Source organism: Aminicella lysinilytica (assembly GCF_004362975.1).
Classification (GTDB): domain Bacteria; phylum Bacillota; class Clostridia; order Peptostreptococcales; family Anaerovoracaceae; genus Aminicella; species Aminicella lysinilytica.
The window spans coordinates 14174-33253 of the sequence record NZ_SNXO01000002.1; the positions used below are offsets into that span (position 1 = coordinate 14174).

Annotated in this window: 16 protein-coding genes; 15 read left to right on the forward strand and 1 reads right to left on the reverse strand. The window is 45.4% G+C overall.

All coding sequences use genetic code 11. From position 1 onward, the window contains the following. Window positions 1–47: 47 nt before the first annotated feature. The 9 genes from EV211_RS00540 (at window position 48) to EV211_RS00580 (ending at window position 11176) form a co-directional block, all read left to right on the forward strand. Window positions 48–1247 (forward strand): betaine/proline/choline family ABC transporter ATP-binding protein, encoded by a 1200-nt coding sequence (locus tag EV211_RS00540; protein ID WP_133527482.1) that lies wholly within the window; start codon window positions 48–50, stop codon window positions 1245–1247. Beyond that, window positions 1244–2818 (forward strand): ABC transporter permease/substrate-binding protein, encoded by a 1575-nt coding sequence (locus EV211_RS00545; protein WP_133527483.1) that lies wholly within the window; start codon window positions 1244–1246, stop codon window positions 2816–2818. Before EV211_RS00540 ends, EV211_RS00545 begins: the two co-directional genes overlap by 4 nt. Then, window positions 2819–3496, forward strand: coding sequence for a response regulator transcription factor (locus EV211_RS00550; RefSeq protein ID WP_133527484.1), 678 nt, complete (start codon window positions 2819–2821; stop codon window positions 3494–3496). After that, window positions 3496–4476, forward strand: coding sequence for a sensor histidine kinase (locus tag EV211_RS00555; RefSeq protein WP_133527485.1), 981 nt, complete (start codon window positions 3496–3498; stop codon window positions 4474–4476). Before EV211_RS00550 ends, EV211_RS00555 begins: the two co-directional genes overlap by 1 nt. 90 nt (window positions 4477–4566) lie before the next feature. Then, a complete protein-coding gene (locus EV211_RS00560; RefSeq protein ID WP_133527486.1) occupies window positions 4567–5334 on the forward strand; it encodes an ABC transporter ATP-binding protein in 768 nt (255 codons plus the stop codon). Next, window positions 5327–7288, forward strand: a complete 1962-nt coding sequence (locus tag EV211_RS00565) for an FtsX-like permease family protein (RefSeq protein WP_133527487.1) — start codon at window positions 5327–5329, stop codon at window positions 7286–7288. The genes EV211_RS00560 and EV211_RS00565 overlap by 8 nt, the downstream gene beginning before the upstream one ends. A 99-nt stretch (window positions 7289–7387) precedes the next feature. Next, window positions 7388–8170, forward strand: a complete 783-nt coding sequence (locus tag EV211_RS00570) for an acyl-ACP thioesterase domain-containing protein (RefSeq protein WP_133527488.1) — start codon at window positions 7388–7390, stop codon at window positions 8168–8170. Between the two features lie 172 nt (window positions 8171–8342). Continuing rightward, window positions 8343–8651, forward strand: a complete 309-nt coding sequence (locus EV211_RS00575; RefSeq protein WP_133527489.1) for a metal-sensing transcriptional repressor — start codon at window positions 8343–8345, stop codon at window positions 8649–8651. Then, complete coding sequence (locus tag EV211_RS00580; protein WP_133527490.1) at window positions 8648–11176, forward strand: heavy metal translocating P-type ATPase; 2529 nt, start codon at window positions 8648–8650, stop codon at window positions 11174–11176. The genes EV211_RS00575 and EV211_RS00580 overlap by 4 nt, the downstream gene beginning before the upstream one ends. Before the next feature lie 72 nt (window positions 11177–11248). Here EV211_RS00580 and EV211_RS00585 read toward each other — a convergent pair whose 3' ends face one another. Then, window positions 11249–12238, reverse strand: a complete 990-nt coding sequence (locus EV211_RS00585; RefSeq protein WP_133527491.1) for a D-alanyl-D-alanine carboxypeptidase family protein — start codon at window positions 12236–12238, stop codon at window positions 11249–11251. Between the two features lie 109 nt (window positions 12239–12347). Between EV211_RS00585 and EV211_RS00590 the strand changes: the two genes are divergently transcribed. The 6 genes from EV211_RS00590 (at window position 12348) to EV211_RS00615 (ending at window position 19066) form a co-directional block, all read left to right on the forward strand. Further along, entirely contained in the window at window positions 12348–13100 is a 753-nt protein-coding gene (locus EV211_RS00590) for a DUF6125 family protein (protein WP_133527492.1), read from the forward strand. A 4-nt stretch (window positions 13101–13104) separates the two neighbouring features. Continuing rightward, window positions 13105–15066 (forward strand): bifunctional metallophosphatase/5'-nucleotidase, encoded by a 1962-nt coding sequence (locus tag EV211_RS00595; RefSeq protein WP_133527493.1) that lies wholly within the window; start codon window positions 13105–13107, stop codon window positions 15064–15066. Window positions 15067–15272: 206 nt separating this feature from the next. Continuing rightward, complete coding sequence (gene mraZ, locus EV211_RS00600) at window positions 15273–15704, forward strand: division/cell wall cluster transcriptional repressor MraZ (RefSeq protein WP_133527494.1); 432 nt, start codon at window positions 15273–15275, stop codon at window positions 15702–15704. 8 nt (window positions 15705–15712) lie between these two features. Next, window positions 15713–16648 (forward strand): 16S rRNA (cytosine(1402)-N(4))-methyltransferase RsmH, encoded by a 936-nt coding sequence (rsmH, locus tag EV211_RS00605; protein WP_133527495.1) that lies wholly within the window; start codon window positions 15713–15715, stop codon window positions 16646–16648. 10 nt (window positions 16649–16658) lie between these two features. Continuing rightward, window positions 16659–16985, forward strand: a complete 327-nt coding sequence (locus tag EV211_RS00610) for an FtsB family cell division protein (protein ID WP_133527496.1) — start codon at window positions 16659–16661, stop codon at window positions 16983–16985. A 98-nt stretch (window positions 16986–17083) separates the two neighbouring features. Further along, complete coding sequence (locus tag EV211_RS00615) at window positions 17084–19066, forward strand: penicillin-binding transpeptidase domain-containing protein (protein ID WP_166635314.1); 1983 nt, start codon at window positions 17084–17086, stop codon at window positions 19064–19066. The last annotated feature ends 14 nt before the right edge of the window (window positions 19067–19080 follow it).

Below are 19080 nucleotides of genomic sequence, written 5' to 3' on the forward strand. Positions count from 1 at the left end.
TCGTGGAGAAGGAATGAGCGTTTTTTTTTAGAACAGGGGGTTTTGTTATGATCAGAATACAAGATGTCTCTAAAGACTTCAAGGGGAAGTTGGTATTAGATGACATTTCCATGGACATCCGAGATGGAGAGCTGACAGTTATCATCGGCCCGAGCGGTTGCGGTAAGACCACTACGCTGAAGATGATAAACAGGCTTACGCCGGTATCCAAAGGCAAAATTTTTATCGATGATGTTGATATCGAAGATATAGACAAGGTCCAGTTGCGTAGGAGAATGGGATATGTGATCCAGCAGGGCGGACTCTTTCCACACATGACTATAAGACAGAATATAGAGATAATAGAAGAACTGGAAGGTAAACCCAAGGAAGAAATAATGGAGAATACCGTAAAGTTGATGAAAATGGTGGATATGGATCCGGATGAGTATCTGGACAGATATCCAACAGAACTTTCGGGTGGTCAGCAACAGAGAATAGGCGTTATAAGAGCCATGGCCAACGATCCTGAAATCATTCTTTTTGACGAGCCGTTCTCGGCATTGGATCCGTTGACCAGGATAGCCTTGCAGGATGAGCTTGTTAAACTACAGTCTCAAGTCGGAAAGACAATGATTTTTGTCACACATGATATGGATGAAGCTATTAAGATAGCGGATAAGATATGTATCATGAAGGATGGTCACATATTACAGTATGACATTCCAGAAGAAATATTAAGAAATCCTGCTGATGACTATGTAGCCAACTTTGTAGGCGTAAACAGGATATGGGATTCGCCGGAGTATATCAAGGTAGAGGACTTTATGATAAGAAGTCCCATAACATGCTCGGGAGAGTTAAATGCCAAGAGGTGCGTTACAAGAATGAAAAACCATCACATAGATACACTGCTTGTCACTGATACAGAAGACAAGCTCCTTGGCATGGTAGGAAGAAAGGCTTTGTTCAAGAGCCGTAATCCTTTGTCAAGAGCCGATGACATAATGTCATCAGTCAGTTATACTGCTCATCCGCAGGACAGTATCGTAGATGTCCTTAAGATGATAGATGAGGCGGAGGTAAACAATGTGCCGGTAGTGGACGATGATGGAAAACTGGTTGGTCTGCTTACGAACAGTAATCTTGTCTCCACATTGAGCAAACAGTTCCTGCTGGAAAATCAGGAAGTTACGGAAGAGCAGGAAGACCGGAAAACACCGGCAGAGAATGAAATATCAGAAGAGAGTGAGGTGAGCCTGTCATGATCACATTGATCAATTATATGGTGGCTCACGGATCGCAGATCTGGAGCCTCACAATAGAGCATATAGAAATGACGGCTATAGCCGTAGGCATTTCAATACTTATAGGTGTTCCACTTGGAATACTCATCAGTTACGTAAAAAAACTTGATAAACCTGTAATAGGAGCAGCCAATGTTGTTCAGGCCATACCAAGCATGGCCCTTTTAGGACTCGGCATACCTTTGCTGGGCATCGGAGTTTTGCCGGCAGTGGTAATGGTAATAATCTACTCGTTATTGCCTATAATCAAAAACACATACACAGGTATTTCAGGCATAGATCCGCAGTTGGTAGAGGCTGCATACGGAATCGGACTTACCAAGTGGCAAGTCCTGAAAAAGGTCAAGTTACCGATGGCATTACCTATAATAATGGCCGGAGTCAGGATATCAGCTGTAACAGCTGTAGGTCTTATGACAATGGCTGCATTTATCGGTGCCGGCGGATTAGGATATCTGGTATTCGCTGGAATACGTACAGTAAACAATTATCAGATACTGGCAGGTGCTATACCTGCATGTATACTGGCTTTGATCGTAGATTTCCTCATGGGACTCGTAGAAAAGCTGGTTACACCTATCAGTCTGCAGAAGAAATTCGGTGCTTCTAAGGAACAGGTCAGGAAGAGCAGAAAACGCGAGAAGGTCGTTCTCATAGTTGCGGCAGTTCTGATCTGCTTACTCATAGGAAATGGTATATACAGCAGCATAGAAAAAACTCAGAAGACTATAACCATAGGAAGTAAGGACTTCACAGAACAGCTTATACTTTGTAACCTGTACTCGGATGTCATAGAAAAACAGACAGATATAAATGTCGTACGCAAGGAAAACCTGGGCGGTACGCAGGTCTGCTATGAAGCTCTGAAGAAGGGCGAAATAGATATGTATGTGGACTACACAGGCACCATATATTGCGATCTGCTGAAACATTCGGCTGCGACTGATATGAATAAGGTATATAACAGCTGTAAGTCTGAGATGGATAGCAAATACAATATCAAACTGTTGAACCAGTGTAATTTCAACAATACTTACACACTGGCCGTAAGAAAAGACACATCCAAGAAGTACAACATCAAGTCCATATCGGATCTGATGAATTATGATAATCAGCTCAGATTAGGGTGTACTCTGGAATTCCAGAACAGAGGCGACTGTATGCCGGCTCTGAAATCCAAGTATGGAGCAAACTTCAAGAAAGTTGTTGCCTTAGACGGCTCGCCGCGGTATACTGCTCTTAAGAATAAAGAGGTTGAAGTGGTAGATGCCTTCGCTACAGATGGATTGTTGCTCAAGTATAACTTGGTAGTTCTGAAGGATATGGATCAGCTGTTCCCTCCATACTATGCCGTACCGTGTATAAGAGGAGAGATACTGAAGAAATATCCTGAACTCAAGAAGGTCGTAAATAGTCTGAGTCCATACCTTACAGACAAGGTAATGATGAAACTCAACTATGAAGTCGATGTAAAGGGTAGAGAGCCTGCCGATGTAGCTAAGGAATTTTTACAGGAAAAAGGGCTTATATAAATGCATAAGATTTTAATTGTCGAAGATGATAAGATCATTTCGGGGCAGATAAAGAAACAGTTGGAAGCATGGGGCTTTCGGGCAATGGTCGTGACGGATTTCAATTCCGTCATGACTGATTTCGCCGATTATGAGCCGGACATGGTCCTTCTCGATATTTCTCTGCCCTTTTATAATGGATACCATTGGTGCACACAGATTAGAGAAGTTTCCAAGGTACCTATAATATTTATTTCATCTACAGCTGACAATATGAATATAGTTATGGCCATGAATATGGGAGCTGACGATTTCATCGCCAAACCTTTTGATCTGACGGTGCTTACTGCTAAGGTGCAGGCACTCTTAAGACGTACCTACGATTTCGGAGGTCAGTCAGAGATAGGAGTTTTGGAACATCAGGGAGCCGTATTGAATCTTAACGATGCCAGTTTGTCTTATAACGGTGAGAAAATCGATCTTACCAAGAACGAGTATAAGATACTGGAAATTCTCATGAGCAATAAGGGTAAGGTAGTCAGCAGAGATGACATTATGATCAAGCTCTGGGAGACAGAGAGTTTCGTAGATGAGAATACGCTTACAGTCAATGTGGCAAGGCTCAGAAAGAAGTTGGAAGCCAGCGGCCTTGCGGATTTCATCAAGACCAAGAAAGGCATGGGATATGTGGTGGAGTGATGTTTGGACGGTATCTTAAGAGTAAAGCCAAGTCAATAGTAGGATTTGTAGTATTCCTGATGATTTTCATACTGGTGGCTAAGTTGTATGACATGCCGGCGGCAGGATGCTTATATGCCATTACTTTGTGCGCCTTTTTCGGCGCAGTTTTTCTGGCTTACGACTGCTACAGGTATTGCGAGAAGGTAGATAAGCTGAAACATATTGAGGGAAGCGTGCCTTATGGATCATATCAGTATCCCCAGGCGGCGGACGATATAGAGTCGGAGTATCAGGCTATAACGGACAAACTCATGAATGCATCTAAAGATGCTGCGTCCAAACTTGATATAGCCAGGACTGATATGACAGATTACTATACTATGTGGGTACATCAGATCAAGACGCCTATAGCGGCCTTGGATCTGCTTGTACAGAGCAGCGACTCAGAAGAAAAGGCTGACATGAAGCTGGAACTCATGAAGATCCAGGAATATGTTGAGATGGTGCTGCAGTATCTGAGACTGGGCAGCGAGCAGACGGACTATCTGTTTACGCAACAGGAGCTGGACCTGATAATAAAGGATGTAATTAAGAAGTACTCTGTAGTATTTGTAAAGAAAAAGCTCAAGTTAAGCTATGAACCGACAGATGTGACGGTGATCACCGATGCCAAGTGGCTGTCATTCATCATAGGACAGCTGGTTTCCAACGCCTTGAAGTACACAGATTCTGGCGGCATATCCATATATATGGAAGGCAGTGCTCTGGTGATCCAGGACACCGGCATAGGCATCAAGGACGAGGATCTGCCGCGTATATTCGATCGGGGCTTCACCGGGTATAACGGTCGTAACGACCAGAAATCCACAGGCATAGGCCTTTACCTTTGCTCGGTCATAGCCAAAAGACTTGGTCATAGTATTACGGCCGAGTCAGAGGTAGGCGTAGGAACAAAGCTAAAGCTTGACCTGGCTTACAAAAATGTAAGTTTTGAGTGATGGATTGTAAGGCAATGTATATGCACTGCCTTATTTTTTTTGCTAATATAATAACAAGAAGGGCATTTGAGATAAGGAAAGGAGTTATTAATGTCGTTATTAGAAGTTAAGAATTTAAAGAAAATCTACACTACCAGGTTCGGTGGCAATCAGGTACAGGCGTTGCAGAATGTGACATTCTCTGTTGAAGAGGGTGAATACGTGGCAATCATGGGAGAATCCGGTTCAGGAAAGACGACGCTGCTGAATATACTGGCGTCTCTTGATAAACCTACGAGCGGCGAGGTCCTCCTTAACGGAAGGAACATCACTCAGATAAGGGAAAAGGAAATTTCAGCTTTCAGAAGAGATAATCTGGGATTCGTATTCCAGGACTTCAATCTATTGGACACATTCTCACTGAGAGACAATATTTATCTGCCACTGGTACTGGCAGGCAAAGATATGAGCCTTATGGAATCCTCAATCAAACCTATAGCAGATAAACTGGGGATAAACGATCTGCTGGAGAAATTCCCATACGAGGTATCAGGCGGACAGAAACAAAGGGCGGCCGTAGCAAGAGCTCTCATAACCAAGCCGGAGCTTATTCTTGCAGACGAGCCGACAGGGGCCTTGGATTCTAACGCCGCAGACAGCCTCATGGATCTATTCAATGAAATAAACGACGAGGGTCAGACAATACTCATGGTAACCCACAGCACCAAGGCTGCAAGCCATGCCAAGAGAGTTTTGTTTATCAAGGATGGAGAAGTATTCCATCAGATATATAAGGCGAAGATGACCAACGAGGAAATGTTCGCAAAGATTTCGGACACTTTGACTATTCTTGCAAGCGGGGGTGTTTGCAATGGGTAAGGGATTTACACTTAAGCTGGCCTGGAACAATATCAAGCAGAACAGAAAGTTCTATCTGCCTTACGTTCTGGCATCGGTTGGCATAATCATGATGTTTTATATCATGTGTTATCTGGCATTTAACAAAGGCCTCGCCAGTCTGGCGGGAGCGGAGTATATCTCCTTCATAATGGTACTGGGCTGTGTGATAATAGGGATATTTTCTATCATTTTCATATTTTACATAAACAGCTTCCTCATGAAGCGACGCAATAAGGAGATAGGCCTGTACAACATACTGGGAATGGAAAAAAAGCACATAGGTAAGATCCTCTTTACGGAGAATCTCATCACCTCCTTATTTTCCATAGTTGCAGGCCTGTTGATCGGCGTACTGTTCAGCAAACTTGTCCACATGATACTATGCAAGATAATGGGAGTATCCGTTCCTATAGTCTTCAACATTTCCTGGATAGGCGTAGTTTTTACCGCCATATTTTTCGGTGCGCTGTTCCTGCTGGTCCTTCTGAGAAATCAGATGAAGATACACCTGGCCAAGCCAATAGAGCTTCTCCACGGTTCAAGCGTAGGCGAACAGGAACCTAAGACTAAAATAGTAATGTCAGTCATCGGCGTAATATGCCTGGCGGCCGGCTATATCATAGCCATAACCATAGACAACCCGCTGCAAGCCATCGCGCTGTTCTTTGTGGCTGTGGTGCTGGTCATCATCGGCACGTACCTTCTGTTCACGACTGTGAGCATAGTCGTACTGAAGGCTTTGCGCAGGAACAAAAATTACTATTACAAGCCGGGACATTTCACGGCCGTGTCGGGTATGCTGTACAGGATGAAACAAAACGCTGTAGGCATGGCGAACATCTGCATACTGTCGACTATGGTACTGGTAATGGTATCTACTACGGTCTGCATGTCAGCAGGAATCAACGATGTAATCGATCAGATGACGCCGAAGGACGTGACTGTAAGCCAGGTTTTCATAGATGAGCCTGATATGAACAAAATGGAACCGGCATATCTGGATTCCACATTGTCGGGTCTTAAGGCCGTTGCGGCTAGGTCCGACGTGAAGGCGAAGGGCACCACTAATTTCACAGCGGCTGCCATAGCGCTGAAACTCAAGGATACGTCCTTCGAGTTTGGCGATTCTTATAGCATTATGAATATTATTACCGCTGACGAGTACGAACGGATTACAGGGGAGAAGGCCGGCATAAGCGGAAATGAAGTAATAAGCTCTGGTACTGAAACTCCGGACACATTCACTTATGGCGGTGAGAGTTACACGACTGTCAAGTACGTGAAGAACCTTATGGCTTCAGGGAACATCAATGGTGTGAATACATATAACATAGTGGTATCCAATCTGAGTAAGGTAAAGTCCATGGTCAGGGCCGCAGGCGATGCCTATAATGGTATGACGTATATTGCAACCTTTGATACTGACAGTTCCAATAGTGCTACAGAAGCAATGGCTCAGAAGTATGCTAACTGCTCTTCTGTTGGAGGCGGTAGGGTACGGCTGCGTTCGGATATAAAAAACCAGTTAGGCGGATTCACTGGCGGCTTCCTGTTCCTGGGAATCTTCTTAGGGTTGGTGTTCACCTTCGCGGCAGCTTTGATAATCTATTATAAGCAGATATCAGAAGGCTATTACGACAAAGAAAAATTCGAGATTATGCAGAAGGTGGGCATGGGCAAAGCCGAAGTCCGCAAGAGCATAAGGTCTCAGGTAGTGGCAGTATTCTTCGTACCACTCATTGTGGCAGGCTGTCATATGGCAGGCGCTTTCAATATGGTTCGGCAGATGCTGAGTCTGTTCAGTCTGAACAATGTAGGCCTGTTCGTGGAGTGCTCTGCGCTGACATTCCTGGCCTTCGCGGCCATATACGCATTCGTGTATCTGGTTACGGCCAAGGAGTATTACAAGATAGTCCAGTGGGGCGAACAATAGAAGAAAATTGTACAAAACCACAGAATCGTACAGAGATTTTTGACCTAAACCATGTTATAATTTTATGAGAAATTAATACTGCAAGAGGAAGAAAATCTAATGGAATACACAGAAAAATACGAGATAGGTTGTCACGATGCGGACAAGAACAATAATATAAGGCCGACGATCCTCATACGTTATATGCAGGAAACGGCCAATCATCAGATGAGGGACAGGAAACCGTCATATTACGACCTGTTCTTCGAAGGCAAAGCTTTCATAGTGACCAGAATGTCGGTCCAGATCTATGACCAGCTCCACCAGTACGACCATATTGAGGTGGGTACCTGGAGATGCCCTGACAAGGGTGCAACTTTCCCGAGATGTTATGTCATAAGACGTGAAGGTAAGGTCGTGGCGGAGGGCTACAGCGAGTGGGCCGTAGTCAATCACGAAACGGGAAGGCTCTGGAGGTCCAGCGAGGTAGATATATCAGGATACGAGACCGATGAGCCGCTGAATCTGGATATACCTAAGAAGTTCCATTTCCCTAAGGATCTGGAATTTCGCAAGGCCGGCGACCACCATGTTTACTACAGTGAAACTGATATGAACGGGCATCTGACCAACACCAATTATCCGGATATGGTATGGGACAGGATCCCAGGCATTACGGAAAAGGAAGTGACTTCTATCAACATCAGATTCATGAAGGAAGCGCCTCTGGATTCGGACATAGAAATATACATGGCTGAGCCGGAGATTTCCTTAAGTGGTGATCCGGTGGCCAGGGAGTTGTACGGCTTCAAGACAAAGGTCACGGGCAAAACCAACATCGAATGTCTTATGGGCGTCAGGCCTGTTGAGAATGTATTGGTAGAAGGGGGCCTCCGGGTCTGAGTCCGGTCAGGAACAAAATATAGCTTATTAATGGAGCGTCCAGCTGTACGGCCGTGTACAGGGCGCTCTTTTATTATGGGCTGGCATAAGCCTGACAAAGATAACTTTGTGCTAAGGGGTTTACATATACCCCAAGGGGGTATATAATCCCTAGCATAAAGGAGGCGTACCTATGGATAAGAATACATGTCCTGCCTGCACCGGCAAGACCAAGCATAGAGAAGGAAAAGAATACGATGACCTGATCAAGAGGCTTAACAGGATAGAGGGCCAGATCAGAGGCATCAGGAAAATGGTGGAGGCTGATAAATACTGCGTAGATATCATGACCCAGGCCAGCGCCGCCGAGTCGGCCATGAAGGCTTTCAACACGGCTTTGCTGAAGCAGCATATTCGGTCATGCGTAGTAGAAGATATTAAAGAGGGGAATGACGAGGCAGTGGCAGAACTCTGCGAACTGCTTCCGAAGATGATGAAATGATAGAAGAAAAATTCAACGTAACGGGAATGTCCTGCGCTGCCTGCTCTTCGCGGGTGGAAAAGGCCGTTAAGAAACTGGACGGAGCTGAGGATGTCAGTGTCAATCTTCTGACGGGGACCATGAGACTGAACCGCGATGACAATAAAATAAGTGATGCCGATATAGTACGGGCTGTGGAAAAGGCCGGATATGGCGCGGCTGTAGATGGGCCGGATCAAAGAGGCGGGCAGGTCAGCAATGCCAGGACCGGAGGAGCATCAGACGCGGCTCTTGATGACGCGGCCAATATGAAACTCAGGCTCATATGGTCTGTAGTATTCTGGTTGCCGCTGATGGCAGTGGCCATGGGCCATATGGTGGTGGGTCATGGGATCATGGGCGGTCCCCTGACCATAGCTCTGGTTCAGGTGCTGCTCCTGATTCCTATCGTAGCACTGAACTTCAAGTATTTCAGAAACGGCATACCGAGCCTCTTGCGTGGCGGCCCAAATATGGACAGCCTCATTGCCGTAGGTACACTGGCAGCAATTTTATATGGAACGTTTTCTATATTTATGATGACCAGAGGCTACGAGATTGGCAATATGGAGCTGATACATAAATACAGTTCTCAGGTTTACTTTGAATCTGCAGGAACTATTCTTACTCTCATAACTGTTGGAAAGTATCTGGAATCACGTTCCAAGGGGAAGACCAGCCAGGCTATTGAGAAACTCATGGAGTTGGCTCCTGCTACAGCTAACGTGGAGCGGGATGGCGTAGAAGTTACAATATCTGCTGATGAGCTGAGAGTCGGAGATATTCTGGTCGTCAGGCCGGGAGAGAGAATCGCCGCAGATGGGAGAATTGAGAAGGGAAATACCACTACGGACGAATCGGCCATAACCGGTGAAAGTATGCCTGTGGAGAAGTCCGCAGGAAGCAGAGTGGTTTCCGGCACCATAAACAAAACCGGATTCATAAAGGTGATCTGCGACAAGGTCGGCAGTGATTCTACCATTAATCAGATAATAAAACTTGTGGACGAAGCCAGCGCCAGCAAAGCCCCTATAGCCAGACTTGCAGACAAGATAGCGGGAGTTTTTGTTCCTGTGGTCATGCTCATAGCCCTGGCAACGGCCGTGATCTGGCTCGTAGCCGGCGCCACATTGGGCTTCGCCCTGTCGACAGCCATTGCTGTCCTGGTCATCTCATGCCCATGTGCCCTGGGTCTTGCCACGCCTGTGGCAATAATGGTCGGCACAGGAAAAGGCGCGGAAAACGGCATACTCATCAAGTCCGGCCAGGCTTTGGAAACGGCCCACAGCATAGACACTGTGGTCATGGACAAGACCGGCACCATAACCGAAGGCAGACCGAAGGTGACCGATGTGCTGACATTCGGAATAGACCAAAGCAGACTTTTGTCTATGGCCGCCGCCATGGAGACGGGCAGCGAGCATCCCCTGGCTGAGGCAGTGTGCACTTTCGCACGGGAACAAAAAATGGCCCCCGCAGAAGTGGAAAGCTTTGAAGCTGTCTTTGGTAAAGGCATCAAGGCTGTCTTAGGCGGCTTGCAGTATTTCGCAGGCAATGCCGCCATGATGACTGATGCAGGCGTAGACCCTGACGATGAAAGCCTTCAGAAGGCAGACGACCTAGCAGGGGAGGGCAAGACGCCGCTGATATTTGCTCAGGACAATAAAGTGATAGGCATGATCGCAGTTGCAGATACAGAAAAGGCCACCAGTAAAGAGGCCATTGACGATTTCAGGAAGCTGGGTATAGATGTGGTCATGCTCACAGGAGACAACCAGCGGACGGCCAACGCCATCGGAAAGCGACTGGGCATAACTAAAGCCATTGCGGGAGTTCTGCCTCAGGACAAGGAGAAGCAGGTGGCGGCTCTTCAGGCGGAAGGCCATAAGGTGGCTATGATAGGAGACGGTGTCAACGATGCGCCGGCCCTGGCCAGAGCGGATCTGGGCATAGCCATAGGAGCGGGTACAGATGTGGCCATAGAAAGCGCCGACGCCGTACTCATGCGCAGTGACCTGCTGGATGCAGTGACTGCTATCAGACTTTCTAGGGCCGTTATGAAGAATATAAAGGAGAATCTGTTCTGGGCGTTCTTCTACAATATCATATGCATACCTGTTGCGGCAGGTGTCTTATATCCGGCATTGGGCATATTGCTTTCGCCGATGATAGGAGCGGCAGCTATGAGTCTGTCAAGCGTATGCGTAGTTGGAAATGCCTTGAGACTTAAGAGGTTTAAGACCGACCGCCACGAAGCGGACGGAGAAAATATAGTAATACAGGAGGATAACAGTATGAATTATGAATTTAAAATCGAAGGAATGATGTGCCAGATGTGTCAGAAGCATATGACAGAGGCTTTGAACAAAATGGACGGGGTAGAGGCTACCATAGATCTTGAGAATGGGCTGGCCCATGTGAAGGCTGAGAAGTCTGTAAGCGAGGCGGAATTCGCCGCCGTGACTGAGGAAGCTGGCTATAAACTCACCGGTTATAAAGAAGGATAAGGTACGTTAGAGTGCAATCAAAAGGGGCGCTGCATCTTTGTGCAGTAGCCCCTTACATGCATTCGTTGTTTATCAGTTGCCGGTAGTAGTCGTCGTATCGCCGGTTGTACCACCTGTAGTTCCGCCTGCCGTATCGCCGGTAGTGCCTCCGGTTGTATCACCGGTAGTTGCATCTTCTTTATCCTGATCTTCCTTGGCTTGAGCCGCCAGAACCTTCTTACTGTAGTTGATAAGCTTCTTGGTGTCGGTGTATCTATACTTGGTGCTGTCCTTGAAAACCACAGTGTAGATGGTTTTCCCGGATTGCTTGGACATTTCTACCAAAGCGGCGTTCCCATAGTCCCAGGTGCCGGTCTTTCCGCCTTTGACATTGTACTTGCTGTAGCTGGATTTATTGAAATAGTAAATAAAGTTGTTTGTCATATAGACCGTGCGCTTTTGATACTTATTAGTCTTAGGTATTGTATAGGATCTGGTGCCGCATACCTTCCTGATGAAGCTGTACCTGAAGGCAGCTTTGGCTATGAGCATCATGTCTTTAGCCGTGCTCTTATGAGTTTTATATATGCAGCCGTGAGCATTGGTGAAGTGGCTGTTAGTACAGCCGAGGGCCTTGGTCTCCTTGTTCATGATCTTTGCAAAGGATTTTTTGTTGCCGGCGACTGCCTGTCCAAGGGCCGCGGCCGCGTCATTCTCAGATGGCAGCAAAGCAAAATACATAAGATATTTCACCTTGATTTTTTCACCTTTGCGCAGGTGATACCAGCTCATCCACGGAGTGGAGGCCGTCTCGGAACTTATAGTGACGGTTTTGTTCAGGTCCACGCCGCGCTTCATGACGATGTACGCCGTAAGCAGTTTGGTTGTGCTGAGAGGGTCGTACTTGGTGTTGGCCCGCTTAGAGTACAAAACTTTCCCTGTCTCGGCGCAGTAGGCGATGGCCCCCCTGGCGTTGATCGAAGGTTTCTTGATGGCTGCAGCAAAAGATGGGACACCGGTGGCGAATACCAGAGCCAGAGTTAATGATATGGCGAGGATTTTACTAAGTAGTCTGTATCTCATGTTTTGCTCCTATTCTTAAGAAAAATTAATGTACTATTTATTGATTATTATATATAATGTTATGTAAATAGTCAAATAATGGATTTTATGATATAATGAGGCGATGAAAGTGAATTATACATACATATTAGAATGTGCTGACGGAAGTTACTATACGGGGTGGACCAATGATCTGGAAAAGCGTGTAGAAACTCATAACTGTGGCAGAGGTGCTAAATACACCAGAGGCCGCGGACCTGTCAGATTAGTCTATTATGAGGAACATATGACTAAAGAAGAGGCTATGAAGCGGGAAGCAGCCATCAAGAAACTTCCCAGGACGGAGAAACAATTGATGATGAAAGAAATGACAAATGATTATTTGAAGCAATTTAGCAAGGAAGAGCTAATTGAGCTTATTGAGATATATTCTAAAAACTGGCTGGCTGATGATGGACTTTGGTTCCAGGAATTTGAAAAGACCTACGGTATGGACGTGGCTATGGAACACGACCGCAGGGTCTGGGAAAAATTCACTGTGATCGAGGCCAAGAAAATCAAGGAGTTTCTGAAACTGCCTGATCAAGGAGGCATAGAAGGACTGGCCAAGGCTTTGCAGTTGAGGTTTTACTGTAATTTCTCAAAGGATGAGATAATAATCGATGGTAATACATTGACATACAGAATACTCGAATGCAGGGTGCAGCATGCCCGGGAGAAGAAGGGAATGGAGTTTCATCCCTGCAAGAGTGTCGGTGAGATAGAGTATGGGCTCTTTGGCAAGACCATCGACAATCGGTTCTCCTGCGAGGCCATAAGCTGCTATCCGGATATAACGGACGATACCTGTCACTGTTCATGGAAGTATACTTTGGAGGTTTAAGCAGATGTCAAAATTCAGGATAACTATATTAGCCATTTTGCTGGCATTTACTATGTCTATGCCGACATTTGTATTCGCCTATGGAGATTATACGAATTACACTAAGGGTTCCGCAACCATAGGTACTGTTTATGGGGACAGGACAATGGATTATCTTGCGGATTACTACTACGATGAGAACAATACCTACACTCAGAGAGACAAGAATTCTATCTGCATTTCATTTACTGATGACATGAAGTCTTCGTTTGATTCTTATGCGAAAATCAAGACATATGCTGATGCTAAGGCGGATAAATATCCTGCATCATATTTGTTCGATGGGGGTAATTTCTCCATGGGGAATCCATATCAGACTATATTTGAATCTGAAGCTGCAGAATTACGCGTCATGGGTGCCACAGGTTATGATGCGACTACACTGGGAAGCGCCGAATTATCCCATGGGGCTTCAGGCCTTGAGGCCATGCTGAAGAAAGCCAAGAACTCCGGAGATCAGGTGCCTAATCTGGTGGCAGCAAACATCAGCGGTGACTCGGACCTTACTGCCGCTTTCAAAAAGTATGGAGTTAAGGATTACATAGTTGTGAACAATTATGGCGTCAAGGTCGCAGTATTCGGGATAATAGGCAAGGATTCCTTTGACAGTGCATCGGCAGACGGATGCTCCTTGGATGATCCTGTGGAATCTGCCAACAAGGTAGTGTCTGAAATCAAGAAAAGCGAAGACGTAGATATGATAGTCTGCCTTGCCAATACAGGAAACGGCGGCTCGGACACTTCTCAGTCAGCAGCGAAGAAAATAGCAAGCGGAGTAGATGGTATCGATCTCATAATCAGCGGTAACAGTACTGCAACGCTTACAGAACCTGTTGAAGAGAATGGCACTGAGATAGTAAGCACAGGAGAGGGCTCAGGCAGCATAGGTACAGTTGTTTTCACTAAGAAGAGCGGCTCTTATGAATATAAGTCATATAAACTTCAGAAGCTGAACAGTTCTATTACTGATGATTATACAGTTTCTTCTACAGCTAGTAGATTGAAGAATCTCTATAACAGCGGGTATTTTTCCAAATATGGATTCACTTATGGGCAGAGGCTGACTACCAGCGACTTTGATTTTCCAAGTGTCAGCAGTCTTGCGACTACAGAGGGTGATAATCCGCTGGGAGATATCATAGCGGATGCTTATCTGAGTTCTGACAGTAACAGCAGCATAAGTGCTGTTTCAGGCGGGGCGGTCAGCGACACTATCAGTAGCGGCAAAGTGACTGCCGGAGATGCTTTCGCAGTACTGTCAAAGGGCACAGGAAAGGATGGCATGGCAGGTTATCAGTTAGTGAAATTCTCGCTGAAAGGTTCTCAGATAAAAACACTTGCAGAAAAGGGATCCAAGCCGGGAAAATCCAAGGCAGATTCTAAACTGTATTTTGGCGGTCTGACTTATTCCTACAATCCACACCGTATATCGACTAACAGGGTTTACGATATGAAGGTAAAAGGTGAAAACGGACGCATCAGCGACAGCAAGTCCTATAGCGTAGTTGCAGATGCTTACACATTTAAGCAGATAAAGAATCTTTTAGGTGGCGACACAAGTATCGAGTCAAGTGTAAACCTGGCAGGCAGTAACGGTAATGACCAGAAAGCCTGGTCTTCATTAGCCAGTTACCTGAGGAAGCAGGGCACAGCGTCTTATGCAAAGGCTGATGGCAGAGTTAACTATGATACTAGTTTCAACCCTGTAAACTTGTTTAAACAGCCTAATAAAATGGTAGGCGTCGTAGTAAGCATAGGCGTGATAATCATTGCAGTACTGTTGCTGCTGATCATCTTCATAGCAGGTGGCATTGGCAGTCGCAGGTATCGCGGAGGCTTCGAACCGGGAAAGAAGAGCAGGAGAAAAACTCGCTATCCTAAGCAGGCGAAAGAAAAGCCTATATTCAGTAACAAGAAAAGATTCTAGGTAATTAGTTCACATATAGTGCGCATGGACGTGCAAACCACAAGATGATGTGGTTTGCACGTTTTTTTAATGGATTTTTTGAATATATAGTACCATATAGTGGTGAGAAAAACCTGAATTTGTCGATAAATTGTTGAAAAGTGGTGGAAAGTGGTGTAGAATGGAGTAACAGTAAAGTAACGTAGTGGTTTAGAAGGAGAACAGACATGTTCATGGGCAAGTATAACAATTCAATAGATGCCAAGAACAGAATGATCGTGCCTTCTAAGCATCGCGATCAGCTGGGAGGAAGATGCGTACTTACCAAAGGCCTTGACCAGTGCCTGTACATTTATTCTATGGGTGACTGGGAACAGCAGATGGAAAAGATAGCAGAACTTCCGGAATCGGATCCGAAGATAAGAGCTTTTATCAGACATTTTTGTGCTAACGCTGTCGAATGTGAATTCGATAAGCAGGGCAGAATAGTGATTCCTCAGGATCTTAAGGACTATGCCAGAATAACCAAAGACCTTATAACCATGGGAGCTATGAAGAAAATAGAGATATGGAGCAAGGAGGTATGGGATACACCCGAAAATGAAGGTAACATGGGCTCTGATGAATTTGCAGATGCCCTTAAGGAATATAATTTCTAGGTGCTGTTATGGAATTTAAACATACACCGGTGCTGCTGTCAGAGTGCATCGAAAATCTCAATATAAAGCCTGACGGAATATACGTCGATGGTACACTAGGTGGCGGAGGGCATTCATTTCACATTTGTGAGAAGTTATCGCCGGAAGGTACACTTATAGGAATAGACAGAGATACCGATGCCCTTGAAGCGGCAGAAGAAAGATTGAAAGAATTCAAATGCAATAAGTTATTCGTTCAAAGTAACTATTCGGATATTAAATCGGTACTAACCGAGAGCGGGATCCCGAAAATAGACGGGGCTCTGCTGGATCTGGGAGTTTCATCATTCCAACTGGATAACGCCGAAAGGGGATTTTCCTACATGCAGGATGCGCCCTTGGACATGAGGATGAATCAGGACGATAGATTTACCGCATATGATGTAGTCAATACATACGATCAAAAGGAATTGACGAGAGTGATTTCCAAGTATGGCGAAGAAAGATGGGCCGCCAGAATAGCGTCGTTCATAGTAGAAAGGCGCAAGGAGGGACCGATCACTTCGACAGCAGAACTGGTAGATGTAATAAAAGCAGCCATACCGGCCAAGGCAAGGAGGAACGGCCCTCATCCGGCCAAGAGAACTTTTCAGGCATTACGAATAGAGGTAAACGACGAGCTTGGACAGCTTGAGGATGCCATCGATGAATTCTTCGATGTGCTGAATACAGGAGGCAGGCTATGTATAATCTCATTCCATTCCCTGGAAGACAGGATAGTGAAAGAAACTTTCAACAGAAGAGCTGATCCATGTACCTGCCCACCGGAATTTCCCGTATGTGTATGCGGTAAAGTGGCAGATGTAAGGAAAATATCGAGGAAACCTATTATCCCGGGTGAAGAAGAACTGGAAGGTAATCCGAGATCAAGGAGTGCTAAGCTCCGGGTGTGTGAGAAGATTTAGAGGTAGAGATATGAATGTACAGGACAAGAGAAGGATACTGATGACATTGATACTGGTAGGAGTTATCTGCATAGCTATGGTAGTACTTACAGCTTATGCGGCCGAGCTTCGTGTAGAAAACAACAATCTGATAGACAAGAATAAAGCCCTGCAGGGAGAGGTTGAAACTCTGAGCGTTCAGATCAAGACAGCAAACAACATAGATCACATTGAGTCTGTGGCTAAGAACAAGTTAGGTATGGTTTATCCTACTTCAGACGAATGTGTATATATCACTGACAATGATAAGGCTAATAGTAATCTTGCTACGGTCATTAGAAAAGAAGCTTATAATTAAGCCTTTATTATTGGAGCGATATAGATTATAATTTAATAAGGGGTAGCCAGACAACTTAATACATTATCAGCTGTCTGGCATTTTTAATGGAGAAGCTAATGGCAAAAGTCAATAAGACAAATAAGAATAGAATAATATACGCATTTATAATAATTGCTGCATTGATAGTTGCACTGGCATTGCGTACAGCGTGGATACAGGTAGTCAAGGCTGATGATTACAGTCAGAAGGCAACTAATCAGCAGATGAGCGACATACCGCTGGAAGCTAAGAGGGGTGCTATTTATGATACCAAAGGTCAGGAACTGGCAGCCAGTGCTACCTGTTATTCTATATGGGTAAGGCCTGCGCAGATAAAGAAAAACTATACGTCCTCTAAAATCAGTGAGTTGAGTGAAAAACTTGCCGTGATACTTGATGTGAAATCTTCAGATGTCGAGAAGGATATGACTTCAAGTACTACATTGGTCAAGGTGGCCAGGTATCTGAATAAATCAACTATAGATAAAATCAAGAAATTGGATATAACGGGTTTGGAGGTAGCTGAAAACACCAAGCGCTACTATCCTTTCGGAACATCGGCTTCTCAGCTGCTGGGCAGTGTCAACGATGATAACGAAGGCCGCACAGGAATAGAAGCAGAGTTTGATGGGTACTTAAGCGGGGTAGCCGGCAGATGGATCAAAGAAACTGATCTGAATGGCGATACTCTGTCATACGGCAGTCAGAAATACTATCAGGCTAAGGACGGTTACAATGTTACGTTGACTGTAGACGAAGTACTTCAGCACTACGCGGAGAAGGCGGTTGCCACAGGCCTTAAAAAAACTAAGGCTAAGCGTATAATGTGTCTGGTTATGGATCCTAAGACCGGTGATATCAAGGCAATGGTCACGAGTCCATCCTACGATCCCAACAATGCTACAGAACCGGTTTCGTCTGCGGCAAAGAAATACTTCAACAGTTTATCAGACAATGGACAGAGTAAATACCTAAGTTCCATGTGGAAGAATCCAATAATCAGCGATACCTATGAACCGGGATCCACTTTTAAGCTGATAACTACATCAGCGGCCTTGGAGGAGGGTGTAACTACGCCATCTTCCAGGTATTATGACAGCGGTTCCATAACAGTAGACGGAACAACCCTTCATTGCTGGAATCTGGCGGGTCATGGAGCGGAAAATCTGGTACAGGCAGTAGGCAATTCCTGCAATCCTGTGCAGGTGCGTCTGGCGCTGGCTCTCGGAAAGGATAAGTATTATAATTATCTTGAAATGTTTGGGATCACCAGCATTACCCATGTGGATCTGCCGGGAGAAACTTCGGCTATAATCAAGAGCAAGAGCAATCTGACCAATGTGGATCTGGCGACTATGTCCTATGGACAGGGCATAGCGGTAACGCCTATACAGCTTCTTACTGCTGTTTGTTCTATAGGAAACGGCGGAGTGATGATGCAGCCGAGAATAGTTGAAAAACTTACAGATTCAAATGAAAAAACTGTTAAGACATATGACACTGTCAAGGTCCGCAAGGTGATATCATCTAAGACGGCATCAGAGATGAGAGACATAATGGAATACGTTGTTGAAAAAGGCGGCGGAGGAAACGCCAAGATAACCGGATACAGAATAGGCGGAAAGACAGGTACTGCTGATAAAGTCGTAAACGGCAGCTACACCAGTGATACATACTCATCATTCGTAGGACTTGCGCCTATAGATGATCCTAAACTGGCTGTGCTGGTAGTCGTAGACAGTCCGAAAGGTATCCAGTACGGAAGTGCTGTAGCAGCGCCTATTGCCAAAAACTTTTTGCAGAACGCATTAACATATATGGAGATCACTCCTAAATACACTAAGGCTGAGACCAGGTCTCAGAGTGCTTCATACGCTTATGTGCCTAATGTTACCGGAAAGAGCTACAGTGATGCTGTCGGAATACTCGGTGGCTATGGACTTAAATATAAAGCAAGCCCGTCCTCAGCGTCGAAATCAGATTTCAAGGTAGTTGACCAATATCCTAAGGCTGGGAAACGTATCAGTAAGGGCGGCACAGTTTACCTTTACAAGAAATAGAAAGGAACATGTAG